Here is a 14,345-nt window from a genome sequence, read left to right on the forward strand (position 1 = left end):
GACGTCATCGGCATGCTCGAGTCGATCATCCGCCAGCTCGATGTGCCGCGCGCCCAGGTGCTGGTCGAGGCGGCCATTGTCGAGGTGTCCGGCGACATCACCGACGCCCTCGGCGTGCAGTGGGCGATCGATGCGCGTGGCAGTCGCGGCGGCGTGGGGGCGATCAACTTCAGCGGCACCGGCCTGTCGGTGGGCACCGTGCTGCAGAACCTGCAGGACGAGGTCATCGTGCCGGAAACGGGCCTGCCCGATGGCGCCATCATCGGCCTCGGCAGCGACAGTTTCGGTGCGCTGATCACCGCGCTGTCGTCCAACAGCAAGAGCAACCTGCTGTCCACGCCCAGCCTGCTGACCCTGGACAACCAGCTGGCGGAAATCCTCGTCGGCCAGAACGTGCCGTTCCAGACCGGCTCCTACACCACCACCAGCGACGGCGCCAACAACCCGTTCACCACCATCGAGCGCCAGGACATCGGCGTGACCCTCAAGGTCACCCCGCACATCAACGAGGGCGCCACCCTGCGCCTGGAAATCGAGCAGGAAATCTCCTCCATCGCCCCCGCCGCCAGCCTGAACGCCGGCGCGGTCGACCTGATCACCAACAAGCGCTCGATCAAGAGCACCATCCTCGCCGACGACGGCCAGGTGGTGGTGCTCGGCGGGCTGATCCAGGACGACATCACCCAGAGTGTCTCCAAGGTGCCGCTGCTCGGCGACATCCCCTGGCTGGGTCGCCTGTTCCGCTCAACCACCGACACACATATCAAACGCAACCTGATGGTGTTCCTGCGCCCCAGCGTGATCCGTGACGCCGCCGGGCTGGCGGTGTTATCCGGCAGGAAGTACAGCGATATTCGCATCCTCGGCGATGAAAGCCGTGCGGCAAGACTGCTGCCCGAACGGCTCAACCATTTGTTCGACGGCCAGGGCGCTCGATCTGTCGACCTTGAAGACGAGCCCTAGCGCAAGGCCCTGTTAAAGCACCTTACCCAGCAGCCGATTGGAGTGGCGCCAGGGTAGTAATCGGTGCTTACCAATCCGTTGGCGATCTCCCCAATCCAGCAAACTACCTCATTCCCGCGGCCGGTCCCGGGCCATTGCGCGAACTGATATCCCAGACAGTTCACTGGCGAGTTCAAAGCGCAGAACGCCTGTTAAGACAAGGTCCAATAGCGCTTAGCAACCAGCCCATCTGCCCACCCTGCCCCGCAGATAATCAGGTAATAAAAAGTCCGGAGCCCTTGCGGGCCCCGGACTTTTTGTTAGCTAACGCGTATTACTTGTCTTCGTTACGCTGATGCTTAAAGAACACCCCGTGGTCCCCGAATGCCGAGGCAATGAAGGGCGAGGTCAGCACGATTTCACCAATTTTGCGCGCACTGCTGCGGCGCTCGTTGGCATAGCGGGTATTGAGCGAAGGCAGGATCGAGGTCTTGATCTGCATGGATGTGGCATACAGATCGTAGACCTTGGTGCCTTCGTTCAGGGTCAGCAGGTCATGGCGGAAGTCATGGGGCCCCGTGGCAAAGCGCGTTTTCAGTTCAGCACGCGGCACGAAGTACAACTGGGTCGGTGCCTTGGGTGTGGCCACGGCGGCACCGGTCTGCTTGACCTTGGCCATGTCGTCCACGCGCAGCAGGGTCGGTTTCAGCGTGACCGCCGAGAACAGAATGGTGCTGCCCAAGGTGTCATTGGCTTCGGTGCTCACGAACTGCGAAAGCTCGTTGGCAAAGAAGTTGTAGTTGCTGCCCTGACCCGAAAGGGTATACAGCGCGGACACGTTACCTGAGGGTTTGCCATCGACGAACGCCTTCCAGGCCAGACCAGGCTGGAAGCCACGGGTGGCCGGGTCGCCAGTCACCGACAGACGCAGCAAGCCATGGTCAGAGCCTTCGAACAGGCCGGTATAGCCGTTATCCGGCAGCGGCACGAACTTGGCCTTGGCCATTACCCCATTGGGATGGATCGGCTTGGTGTAACCCACGGGTGCCACGTCGCTCTTGGTCTGAACCTTTTTCCAGAGGATCGAACCGATCAAACCACCCACATCCACAGGGGCCAGCGGCGGCAGCTCATCGAGGCTGAATTGGGTACGCAGGGCGCCGTTGACCCACAAGTTTTCCAGCTTGTTGGCGGCCGGCCAGCTTTCATAATCCGCTGGGATATTCAGACCCCAGGGTTTGAAGGCGTTCTCGATGCCCACCAGGCTGCTGTTAAGCTGCGGGTTGTGACGCTTCAGCACGTCCACCATGGTGGTGTGCTCGACCCAGTCGATACCTTCCTGGGTGTAGACCTCAGGACGGTAATCCGAGGTGTAGAAGCGGTCAGCCATCAGACGGCGAGAGGCGCTGGAGATGAAGATCTGGAACGCGGTTTCACCGAAGGCGAAGCCATCCGGACGCACGGTTTCGGCCAGTTGGCCGACCAGTGCATCGATCTTTTCGATGTCGTTGTTGTACAGGCGCTTCAGGTTGGCCAGGGTTTGCGGATCCTTGGTCAGGTCCTCGAACTTGGTGATCGGGTTCAGGCCAATCTGCCGGCGGAACTCGTTGTAGCGCGGCACGCCACGCTCGCGGTCACGCAGGACGTCGATGGTCGCCATGTCGACATTGCCAATCAGCGGCAGGGTCAGATCGCGCAGGAAGTCCGGGTAGTTGTTGAGCGTGAGCGAACCGGGATTAGTGATACCGAAGGAGTACCACAGACGCTCCGGGCGCTCGGCAGCCAGTAGATCCTCGGCCTCACGATCAATAGCGCTTTGCAGCGGAATGGTGCGCGAAGCCACATTCGAGCCGATGTCATAGACCTGGATGTTGTCGCGCATCAGCGGGTGCATGCGGTAGACCGCGACGAATTCCTGGGACAGGCTGAACGGCACGCCATAGTTGTTCGGCGCTGCCGAGCCAACGATACCGGTCAGGGCGTGGTCGATGGAACCGCTACCGACGTTGCCGGAAAGGTTCGGATCAAAGCCCAGGATGCGCTTGACGAAGGAGTCGGACTTGGCAAGGTCCTCACGCAGCTTGCGAACTTCCTCCTGGAAGTCGGTGCGCGGGCCGCCCTGACCCAGCAGACCCCACCAGTTGGAGTACATGGCGCGCTCGGTGATCGGGTTGGCGATCACCGCCGGGGTCCATTCCACGGTGTGGATCTTGGCCATCAATGCCGAGTTGACCAGGCGCGCCTTGTCGTACAACCACTGATCGCTCTCGTTCGGGTACTTGGCCTTGAGCTTGTCGGCAATGGCGTTGTGTTCGAGAGTAAACAGCTGGTGCAGCATGCTCAGGCCGACCCACCAGTTCTCGTTGAAGCCGGTTACCGGCTTGCCGCTGACGAATTCGCGGGGCAGACGGTTGTTGGCATCGACCGCCAGCTTGCCGTCTACGAAGGTACGGATCTTGTCATTGGCTTCCTTGCTGCTGCCATAGAGCTGCGAACCGTCCCACCAGTGGGTGTTGTGGTTACGGAAGCTCTGCGGCTTGGCGGCTTCGTCAGGCGTGCGACTCGGGTCCGCCTGGGTACGGCGTACCGACATCGTGCCGGAACCTTTAGGATCGCCGGCTGGCATCGGAACCTGGATCGGATCGGCATCGGCGTTCGGGCCGTGGTCGAACCAGTCGTGGATCATGAACTGGATCCAGGCGGCGGCAATGAAGTTCAGGCTGGGCGCGGGCTTGAACTCGTCGCGCGACATCAGAACGTTACTGACCTCGCGCGGGTTGGGGCTCAGCAGCGTGTCGGTTTCGGCATGCTGGTATTGGGGCGCCACGTTGCGCCCGAAGCGCATGTACGCGGAACCTTCAGACGGGTTGGACAGGATGTTACAGGTGCCGTCCTCGGTACGTGCGATCACGCTTCGCGGATCGCAGGTGATATCGGCGTTATGGCGTGCGTAGTTTTCTGCATCGAAAAGGTTGTTCTCGAACAGCGCCTCGCGCTCCATAGCAAGCGTGATCAGGCCCGCAAAAATTCCTAGCGTTCCCAACTTGGTCAAAGCAGGCCAGGTTACCCAAACAGACATAGTTTCCATCTCCCGTTTTTTATTGTCGTGCGCACGAAAACAGATCGGCTTTGGCAGAGTAGGTAGATACGTCCTGAGCGCCCCCCTACCCAGGGAGGGGGAAAGAACAAGTAGCGGCTAGCGGGATCGGACGTGGGTATCAAGAGATGGGACGTGTACGCACACTGAGGATGGCTTCGGTACGATTCGCCACATTCAGCTTCGAATAAATGTTTTTCAGGTGCCACTTGGTGGTGGTCAGAGCGATGCCGGTGTGGGTGCTGATCTGCGTATTACTCAGCCCCTTGAGCAGACATTCGAAGATTTCCACTTCCTTGTCGGTCAGCAGGCTGGCGAAGCCTGGCGCTGACAAGCGCTGTGCTGGCTGGTCCGGGGCTAGAAACTCGGCATACAACTGCTGGTAGCGTTCGGGTATGTCCAAAATCCCGGAACGCATCAGGCCGAAGACCCCTTCGCCGAACCCTGGCGCTTCATCGAACACCGAGCGGGTGATATTGGCGACGCCATACTCTTCCACCAGACGCAGCAGCGCCTCTCGCTGCGCATTCTTGTCGAGGTGCTGGGCATTGAGCACCAGCAGATTGGCGTCGACAATCAACGCCCGGCCACGCATCTCGCTTTGCCGCAGTGATTTGGCCAGCACTCCGAGCACCCGCAGGGCCCGTCCATGGGCGCCCTTGGCCAGTAGCCAATACACGGTGGCCAGCCCTAAGCGCTCCCAGTACTCGTCGTACTCCTGTGCCACTTCCCAGTAACCTTCCGCGAGCAGCCCATCAAGTCGATGACGCCGCGCCAGGTCATCCATCAGTTGCACCCGGCCACTCAGAAACGCCTGGCGCAACTGCTCCTGGATAACCTGCGCAACAAAGCGTGCGTAATTGCCCAATTGCAAGATACCGGATAGCTGGTCGAGCAGCCGGCTGGCACGTTCTGGGTAATGGCCGCGATGAAGCAAGCGGGACAGAATGATGTAGACGGTAGCGATCGCTTCGGTCGCCGACGAGGCATTGACCCGTGACAGCAGCTTTTCACACAGCTCCTGCGCCGCGCCCAACTGGTTTTGCTCGTGCAACGCAACCACCATGGCCGTGGCTCGATTGACCCAGGCCGGACTCGCGCTGTCCGTGCGCTGAAAATCCGTGCACACCACCTTGCGTGCCTGACTGACCTGCCCGGCATTGCGCTGACACAACGCAATGATCAGGTCGGCATAACTCTCCAGAAATAACCAGCCGCTTTGGGCCAGCAGTTCCTTGGCCTGGCTGGCGAACCTGAGAGACGCGGCCAGCCGTGCGCGCAGCAGATGATGGTAGGCATTGATGATCAGTATCCGCGCCCGAATCTCGATGGCCACCTGTGGCTCCAGGAGCGCCTGCCAGCCAGCCTCAAGCTCGAACTCCCGATCTAGCTGGAACAGCTGCAAGGTCAGTTTCTGGCAGTGCAGACAATCCGGCTCGATCTCTCCCTGCGCCGCTTGGTCCAGGTAATATCCCGCCTGGTGGAAGCGCCTCGATAGGATCAAGGCATCGATCAAGGGCACCAGCAAACGACCGTCCTGCAACAGTTCCTCATCGGGCATGGCTGACAGCCACTCAAGTATCCGCAAAACGTGGCCCGTGCATGCCCATCGCGCACAACAGATTGCCAGGACATCGCGAAACAGCGCGTGATCACCACTGTCTTGGGCATGCCGCAGTGCTTGTTCGGGATCATCACGGGTCAGGAAATAGCGAGCAGCCCGGCTATTGAGTAGCCCGATACGCTCAGGCTGCTCGATGGCCAGGCGGTGAATGAGAAATTCGCGAAACAACCTCTGGTAACGAAACCAGCCCGGGTGCTGATCAATGGGTAGCATGAAGACGTGCTGCTCCGCCAACTGCTCAAGCAGCAACGCTGAACCACTACGTTGCAACATCTGGTCGCAGGCTTCGCCGTTGAATCGTTCAAAAAGCGCCGTGCACATCAGAAAATCGCGGCAGACCGGCGAAAGGGGCCGGAGAACCACCTGAGCGAAGTACTCGGCAATTTGTGGCTGGTCGCCATTGAACCGCACGGCTGTCCGTCCAGACTGCCGGGCACAGCTCTGCAACGCGACCTTGACCCCCGTAACCCAGCCTTCGGTGATGTTCAGTAATGTGCAGGCCGCTTCATCCTCGATCACGCCAGCACCCAGCAAGAGGTTCAATGCCTTGATCTCCTGCACGGAAAAGCGCAACGCCTGCTCATCGATATGCAGCAAACGGTTTTCCAGCCGGAGACGGCTCAGTGGAAGGTCAGGTTGCTGACTGCTGGCGATCACCACCCGGACTGACTGCGGCAAGTGCTCAAGCAGGGCCGCCATTATCAGCAGGAGATCCGCTACGGTGATGTGCTGAAAATCGTCGAAAATCAGGCAAACCTGCTCATCGAGTCGCTCTAGCGCGCCGGCGAGCCCTTCCCCCAAGGCCAGCGGAGAACTGGCCATACCCTGATCCAGTCGTTCCGACCAGGCCTGATCGAAGGTAAGGAATCGGGTCGCAAGCGCTTCGGTCAGACGATGCAGAAAGCGGTCAGGATTGGCTTCACGAAGAGGGACTGAAACATAGATCTTTGCATAGCGGCTTGGCCGTTGCTGCCAGTGTTTCAGCAAGGTGGATTTACCGGAACCGGGCGGCGCGAGCAGCAACGTCAACGGCACGTTCTCGCTCTGTGCCAATAGGTTCAGCAGATCTTCGCGAATCACTTCCCCATGTAAGGTCGAAACGTGGCGGTCCATGCACGCACCCTGACGTCTTGTTGTTTTGCCGTAACGCGCGGCGTTTGCGCGACGGAGCCATTGCCGTTGCGCGCCAAGAGGATAGTAGAGGCCTACCCACCCCTCGATACCGCTGGTGGAATGCCAATCCAACAGCCGGCTTTTAAGGTAAGGATTGCCGCTGGAGAGACTAAACGAAGGCGTACCTGTAACCGCGCTCCGCTTATCTCCGGCTGAATGGGCTATTCAAGACGCAAAAACGCCACGTTCCGTTACACGAAACGTGGCGTTTGGGTAACCCGTTCGACGTTCTGCCTTAAACGGCTGCCAGTCCTCGGGCCAGGTCGGCGCGAATGTCTTCCAGGTCTTCCAGCCCCACTGCCAGACGAATCAGGCTGTCGCTGATACCGGCAGCCGCGCGGGCCTCTGGGCTCAGACGGCCATGGGAGGTGCTCGCCGGATGGGCGATGGTGGACTTAGTATCACCCAGGTTGGTGGTGATGGAGATCATGCGAGTATTGTCGATGACCCGCCACGCCGCGAGCTTGTCGCCCTTGACCTCGAAACTCACCACTGCGCCAAAACCGCTCTGCTGCCGCTTGGCCAATTCATGCTGCGGATGGCTGGGCAACCCGCTGTAATAAACCTTCGCCACTTGCGGTTGCTGCTCCAGCCACTGAGCCAGGGCCAGGGCACTGGCACAATGCGCCTGCATGCGCACCCGCAAGGTTTCCAACCCCTTGAGAAACAGCCAGGCGTTGAATGGGCTGAGGGTCGGGCCGGCGGTACGCAGGAAACCGACGACTTCCTGCATCTCCTTGGCGCGGCCAGCGACCACGCCTCCCAGGCAACGGCCCTGTCCGTCGATGTATTTGGTCGCCGAATGCATGACGATATCCGCCCCCAGCGCCAGCGGCTTTTGCAACGCCGGAGTGCAGAAGCAGTTGTCCACGGCCAGCAACGCGCCCTTGCTGTGGGCCAGCTCGGCGAGGGCGGCGATGTCCACCAGCTCAGCCAGCGGGTTGGAGGGTGACTCGACGAAGAACAGTTTGGTGTTGGGCTTGCAGGCTGCTGCCCAGGCATCCAGGTCGGCCAGCGGCGGATAATCCACCTCAATGCCGAAACGCTTGAAGTACTTGTCGAACAGACTGATGGTCGAGCCGAACACGCTACGCGACACCAGCACATGATCGCCTGAGCTGCACAGACTCATCACCAGAGCCAGGATCGCGCCCATGCCGGACGCGGCGGCCACAGCTTGCTCGGCACCCTCCAGCGCGGCGATACGCTCTTCGAAAGCGCGAACCGTGGGATTGGTATAACGCGAATAGACGTTGCCCGGTACTTCCCCGCCGAAACGTGCGGCCGCATCGGCGGCACTGCGGAACACGTAGCTGGACGTCATAAACAGCGCTTCGCCGTGCTCCCCTTCAGGGCTGCGATGCTGTCCTGCTCGTACCGCCAGCGTGTCGAAGCTTGCGCCGGTCAGATCACTGTCCAGACGCCCTGCATCCCATTCGATAGTCATTGCATACACCTTGCGTTACGGCGCGACGGCCGCGCCGCCGCGCGGTATTTGGATCAATTGTTATGGAGGCCGATGATTTCATTGACCGAATTCGACTCGGTCTTGCTCAGATCGTTGCGCGCCTGTTCGATGCGCTGCAGATAGGCCTCGTCGACATCCCCGGTCACATAGTGGCCATCGAAAACCGCACAGTCGAAGTGCTCGATCTTGACCTTGCCGCCACCCACCGCGTCTTTGAGGTCCTCAAGATCCTGATAGACCAGCCAATCGGCACCGATCAGATTGGCCACTTCTTCGGTGGTGCGATCATGGGCAATCAGCTCATGGGCGCTGGGCATGTCGATGCCGTACACGTTCGGATAACGCACCGCCGGCGCCGCCGAGCAGAAGTAGACCTTCTTGGCCCCGGCATCGCGGGCCATCTGGATGATCTGCTTGCAGGTGGTGCCGCGCACGATGGAATCGTCCACCAGCATTACGTTCTTGCCGCGGAATTCCAGGTCGATGGCGTTGAGCTTCTGGCGTACGGATTTCTTGCGCGCAGCCTGGCCGGGCATGATGAAGGTGCGGCCGATATAGCGGTTCTTGACGAAGCCTTCGCGAAACTTGACGCCCAGACGGTTGGCCAGCTCCAGCGCTGACGTCCGACTGGTATCCGGAATCGGGATGACCACATCGATGTCATGATCGGGACGTTCGCGCAGGATTTTGTCCGCCAGCTTCTCGCCCATGCGCAAACGCGCCTTGTACACCAGAACGCCATCCATGATGGAGTCGGAACGCGCTAAGTAAACCTGCTCGAAAATGCACGGCGAAAGCTGGGGTTCCTTGGCACACTGGCGGGTGGTCAGTTTGCCACCCTCGGTGATGTACACCGCCTCGCCCGGCGCCAGATCACGGATCAGGCTGAAACCAAGCACGTCCAGTGCCACGCTTTCCGAAGCAATCATGTACTCGACGCCTTCATCGGTATGACGTTGCCCGAAGACGATGGGACGAATCCCGTGGGGATCGCGAAAACCGACAATGCCGTACCCGGTGATCATCGCCACCACCGCATAACCGCCACGGCAGCGCTCGTGCACTTTACTCACTGCGGCGAACACGTCTTCTTCAGTGGGCTGCAACTTGCCACGCAATGCCAGCTCGTGGGCGAACACGTTGAGCAGCACTTCCGAATCGGAATTGGTGTTCACATGGCGCAGATCCGCGGCGTAGATTTCCTGGGTCAGCTGCTCGACGTTGGTCAGGTTGCCGTTATGTGCCAAGGTGATGCCATAGGGCGAGTTGACGTAGAACGGCTGCGCCTCGGCCGAGCTGGAGCTACCGGCGGTGGGATAGCGCACATGGCCGATACCGATCTTGCCGACAAGTTGCTGCATGTGCCGCTGATGAAACACATCGCGCACCAGGCCGTTTTCCTTGCGCATGTTCAGGTGGCCTTTGTGACTGGTCACGATCCCGGCTGCGTCCTGGCCGCGATGCTGAAGGACGGTTAGCGCGTCATACAGCGCCTGATTGACGTTCGACTTACCGACGATTCCGACGATGCCACACATGTGACGCAACCTCACTCATAAAACCAAAGGTGAAAGCGCAAGCTTCCGCATCTACAACTTATAAGTTACAACCGGCCAAGCGCGCCGAAATCACGCGGCGTGGCGCCATCTACCATCCATTGCCCGACCGTGTTGAGGATCAGGTTCTTGGACCAATCCGCAACCATCAGAAAATGCGGTAGCAGGCTGGATTCTCGCCACCAGTTATCCTGCTGGACCGGCGCAAGGCTGAGCAGCCCGACCAGCACCACCACCAGCAAGCCGCCGCGCGCGGCGCCAAACACCATGCCCAGCAAACGATCGGTACCGGACAATCCCGTCACACGAACCAGCTCACCGACAAGAAAATTGATAAGCGCACCGACCAGCAAGGTCGCCACGAATAAAATGACACAGGCCGCGATGACACGCGCTGAAGGCGTCTCGATGAAGTCGACCAGATGCTCGGCCAGTGCCCCGCCGAACATCCAGGCGATGACTCCGGCAACGATCCAGATGAGCAGCGAAAGCGCTTCCTTGACGAAACCACGTTTGAGACTGATCAAACCCGAAACAGCAATAACAGCAATGATCGACCAATCGACCCAAGTAAAGGACACGGAATAGACCAGCGGCGAAAAAGGGCGTGCATTTTAACAGAGCACTGGCCCTTCAAGTAAGCGATGCTTAAGGGGAGAAATGGTTTTTTACGACAGACATGCACGCAGCCAGCCTCACCAGGCCTGCTATCAAAAAGGGCAACGCCGTGGCGGAGTTCGGGAGGCGCTGCCCTTGCATACGCTGCTTGCTCAGCCTTTTTCCGGCTCGAAGCGTACGACGATACCGTCAAGCTTTTGCTGGCGATTCAACAAGGCCCGCAAGCGATCCGCTTCCGCACGCTCAATCACCGGTCCGACGAACACCCGATTCATCTTTCCCGCCTGGCGGATGTAGGCGTTATATCCTTGGCTGCGCAAGGTTTTCTGCAGGTTTTCCGCATTCGCACGGTTGGACAAACTGGCCAGTTGCACTGACCAACTGACCGGTAAGCTGTTGGCATCCAGGCGCGCTTCAGGCGTACGCACCGGTGCTTTGGCGGCAGGCTCACCCAGACCCGTGGCTTGCGGTTTTCGCACGGGTTCCTGTACCGCTGTTGGCGGCTGGGCAGGCAAGGCACTGATCGGAGTTTCTGGCGCGCTTCCGGGAATCGGCTCAGTGGGCAACGGCTCAGGCACGGTCACCGGCGCCACTGCAAATTCAGGCACCTCAGGCATGGCCGGCCTGCTTGGCGCCTCGACGCGCACATGTCTCGGCTCGTTATCGCGCGAGAACAGCATCGGTAGAAAAATCACCGCCAGGGCAACCAGCACCAGCGCTCCCACCATCCGCTGCTTCAATCCACGCTCAAGCACCGCCATGTCAGGCTCCTAGGATTCGTTGAGGTGTGTAGTTGCGTCGCGCTGGCTTGCCAGCCACTCCAGGGCTTCTGCAACACAAAAGAACGAGCCAAAGACCAGAATTTCCGCGTCGACCGCCGCCTCTGTGCATTGTGCCTCCAATGCCGCGACGATCGAGTCATGCGCAGTCACACTCGCCCCGCGGGCCTGCAAGGCCGCCTCAAGCTCGACAGCTGGACGGCTGCGCAGTGTGTGCAAGGGTGCTACGGCCCAGTGGTCGATACCGTCCAGCAGCGGTTCGATGACACCGGACAGGTCTTTATCGGACAGCAGGCCGAAAACAGCATTTCTCTGACCGCCCCAGGCTTGCAATCGTTCGGCCAGATACTGCGCAGCGTGGGGGTTGTGCCCCACATCCAACAACAAGGTGAGGGATTTACCCTGCCAGTTGAGTGTGCGGCGGTCCAGCCGCCCTACTACTTTCGCCTCTCGCAAGGCCTTGGCGAGACGCACCGGCTCCCAGGGCAGATCGAGCAGCGCATAAGCCTGCAGCGCAAGCGCGGCGTTCTGCATGGGCAGATCGAGCAACGGCAACTCACGCAAACTCAACGGCGCACCAGCACTGTTGCGGCCCTGCCAATGCCAATGCTGCGCCTCAACCTGCAGGCCGAAGTCCAGGCCACGCTGCAAAAAAGGCGCCCCCAGGGAATCCGCCTGCTGCTGCAGTACCGCTGGCGGAGCAGAATCGCCGCACAGCGCAGGCTTGCCGGCACGGAAAATACCTGCTTTTTCAACCGCCACGGAATCACGAGTGCTACCTAGCCATTCCACATGATCGACAGCAATGCTGGTAACCAAAGCAAGATCGGCATCCACCAGGTTAACCGCATCCAGGCGCCCGCCGAGACCGACCTCCAACACGACGAAGTCCAGACCGGCACGCTCGAACAACCAGAAGGCCGCCAGCGTGCCCATCTCGAAATAGGTCAGGGAAATCTCGCCACGGGCGGCCTCGACCGCTGCAAATGCCGCACACAGCTCGGCATCGCTCGCATCCGAACCATTTATCGACACCCGCTCGTTGTACCGCAGCAGGTGCGGCGAACTGTAGAGCCCCACCTTGAAGCCCTGTTCACGCAACAGCGCAGCCAGCAGCGCACAGGTAGAGCCCTTGCCGTTGGTGCCGGTCACCGTGATGACACGCGTCGCCGGCTTGCCGAGCCCGAGGTTACGGGCCACGGCGCGCGAACGATCCAGGCCCATATCAATCGCCGTGGGGTGCAATTGCTCCAGGTAATTCAACCAGTCGGGCAGCGTGCGGTTGTTCATGCGCTTTGCGGAGTCTCGACCGGGGTCGGCAGGTTCATCAACTGGGCAAGCAGACGGGCCAGACGCGGGCGCAGCTCATTGCGCGGGATGATCATGTCGATAGCACCGTGATCCAGCAGAAACTCACTGCGCTGGAAACCTTCTGGCAATTTTTCCCGCACGGTCTGCTCGATCACCCGCGGACCGGCAAAGCCGATCAGCGCCTTGGGCTCGCCGACGATCACATCGCCCAGCATGGCCAGACTGGCAGATACACCGCCATAGACCGGATCGGTAAGCACGGAAATGAACGGCAAGCCCTCTTCACGCAGGCGTGCCAGCGCAGCCGAGGTTTTCGCCATTTGCATCAGGGAAATCAGCGCTTCCTGCATGCGGGCACCGCCCGATGCGGAAAAGCAGACCAGCGGGCAGCGCTGTTCAAGCGCAGCGTTCACGGCGCGCACGAAACGCTCACCGACAACGGCGCCCATGGAACCGCCCATGAACGAGAATTCGAATGCAGCGGCCACCACTGGCATGCCCTGCAGGGTGCCACGCATGGCGATCAAGGCATCTTTCTCGCCGGTCGACTTTTGGGCGGCTACCAGGCGGTCCTTGTATTTCTTGCTGTCGCGAAACTTCAGGCGGTCAACCGGCTCGAGCTCAACCCCCAGCTCTTCGCGTCCTTCAGCATCCAGGAAAATATCTAGGCGGGTGCGTGCATTGATCCGCATGTGATGGTCGCACTTGGGGCAGACATCGAGGGTATTTTCCAGCTCCGGCTTGTAGAGCACCGATTCGCAGGAGGGACACTTGTGCCACAGACCTTCCGGAACCGAGCTCTTCTTGACCTCGGAACGCATGATTGAAGGAATCAGTTTGTCTACCAACCAGTTGCTCATACTTGTTCTCCGCAAATTTTAATTCGAGGGCCATGCGCCAGATGCTGGCCCCGAGCAAATTCCCCATCACGAACGTTTTGCTGAAACAGCGGCAGGGGATGAACTCCACCGCCCGCATAACGTATCGTCTCAATTCGGCTTCGCCTCTACGCAGGCCAGCCAATCGGCACCGCGCGCGCAGGCGACTCGCTAGTGGACGGCAAACAGCCGCCGGTCGTCACATGGTGGCGTCGACAAGGCGCACTTGCCGAATGAACTCACGCACTTTTTCCGCATCCTTACGGCCTTTGCTGGCCTCGACGCCGCCACTGACGTCCACCGCATAGGGCCGCACCTGGGCGATTGCCTCACCCACATTATGCGGTGTGAGGCCACCGGCCAGAATTAACGGTTTGGGCAACCCGGCGGGAATCAATGTCCAGTCGAAACGCTCTCCCGTGCCACCATGCAGGCCCGGAACATAAGCATCGAGCAGAACGGCTTGGGCACTCGCGTACTTCTTCGTCAACGCAAACAGATCGTCTTCGGCACGTACGCGCAGGGCCTTGAAATAGGGACGCCCATGTCCCTCGCACTCCTGCGGGGTTTCATCACCGTGAAACTGCAGGACGTCAAGCTGCACAGAGCGCAGCACGTCCGATACTTCCTCACGCCCGGCATTGACGAACAATCCCACGGTTGTGACGAAAGGTGGCAAGGCCGCGACAATGGCGCGCGCCTGCTCTGGATTTACCGCGCGAGGACTTTTTGCATAGAACACCAGCCCGATGGCATCCGCACCGGCCTCTGCGGCCAGTAAGGCATCCGCGACGCAGGTGATACCGCAAATCTTGCTGCGAACGATCGTCAAAAGAGAAATACCCGCCTGAAAATATCGAGGATGTTAACAAAAGAGCCGCCGGCTGCAAGCGTGACCG

At 60.1% G+C, this 14,345-nt stretch carries 9 protein-coding genes and 1 pseudogene; 1 reads left to right on the top strand and 9 read right to left on the bottom strand.

Annotated elements, in window-relative coordinates:
• Positions 1-963 (top strand): annotated as a pseudogene (locus ACTV8E_RS20090) (type II secretion system protein GspD); the annotation flags it as partial.
• Between the two features lie 313 nt (positions 964-1,276).
• Here the strand turns inward: ACTV8E_RS20090 and ACTV8E_RS20095 are convergent.
• The 9 genes from ACTV8E_RS20095 to ACTV8E_RS20135 form a co-directional block, all read right to left on the bottom strand.
• Complete coding sequence (locus tag ACTV8E_RS20095; protein ID WP_443200630.1) at positions 1,277-4,021, bottom strand: peroxidase family protein; 2,745 nt, start codon at positions 4,019-4,021, stop codon at positions 1,277-1,279.
• Positions 4,022-4,160: 139 nt separating this feature from the next.
• Positions 4,161-6,776 carry a LuxR C-terminal-related transcriptional regulator gene (locus ACTV8E_RS20100; protein WP_443200631.1) on the bottom strand — a complete coding sequence of 872 codons (2,616 nt, stop codon included), beginning with the start codon at positions 6,774-6,776 and terminating at the stop codon, positions 4,161-4,163.
• 295 nt (positions 6,777-7,071) lie between these two features.
• Positions 7,072-8,283, bottom strand: a complete 1,212-nt coding sequence (locus ACTV8E_RS20105) for an O-succinylhomoserine sulfhydrylase (protein WP_443200632.1) — start codon at positions 8,281-8,283, stop codon at positions 7,072-7,074.
• 53 nt (positions 8,284-8,336) lie between these two features.
• The gene (gene purF, locus ACTV8E_RS20110) at positions 8,337-9,842 is read right to left on the bottom strand and encodes an amidophosphoribosyltransferase (protein WP_251837827.1); all 1,506 of its coding nucleotides are present in this window, start codon (positions 9,840-9,842) and stop codon (positions 8,337-8,339) included.
• Positions 9,843-9,907: 65 nt separating this feature from the next.
• On the bottom strand, positions 9,908-10,441 hold the full coding sequence (locus ACTV8E_RS20115) for a CvpA family protein (RefSeq protein ID WP_443200633.1): 534 nt from the start codon (positions 10,439-10,441) through the stop codon (positions 9,908-9,910).
• A 189-nt stretch (positions 10,442-10,630) separates the two neighbouring features.
• Positions 10,631-11,239, bottom strand: a complete 609-nt coding sequence (locus tag ACTV8E_RS20120) for an SPOR domain-containing protein (protein ID WP_443200634.1) — start codon at positions 11,237-11,239, stop codon at positions 10,631-10,633.
• A gap of 9 nt (positions 11,240-11,248) precedes the next feature.
• A complete protein-coding gene (gene folC, locus ACTV8E_RS20125; RefSeq protein WP_443200635.1) occupies positions 11,249-12,547 on the bottom strand; it encodes a bifunctional tetrahydrofolate synthase/dihydrofolate synthase in 1,299 nt (432 codons plus the stop codon).
• Positions 12,544-13,428 (bottom strand): acetyl-CoA carboxylase, carboxyltransferase subunit beta, encoded by an 885-nt coding sequence (gene accD, locus ACTV8E_RS20130; RefSeq protein ID WP_251837823.1) that lies wholly within the window; start codon positions 13,426-13,428, stop codon positions 12,544-12,546. Before accD ends, folC begins: the two co-directional genes overlap by 4 nt.
• 217 nt (positions 13,429-13,645) lie before the next feature.
• Positions 13,646-14,278 carry a phosphoribosylanthranilate isomerase gene (locus tag ACTV8E_RS20135; RefSeq protein ID WP_443200636.1) on the bottom strand — a complete coding sequence of 211 codons (633 nt, stop codon included), beginning with the start codon at positions 14,276-14,278 and terminating at the stop codon, positions 13,646-13,648.
• Positions 14,279-14,345 lie beyond the last annotated feature (67 nt).

The organism is Pseudomonas sp. B392_1p (assembly GCF_052245235.1).
GTDB lineage: Bacteria > Pseudomonadota > Gammaproteobacteria > Pseudomonadales > Pseudomonadaceae > Serpens > Serpens gallinarum.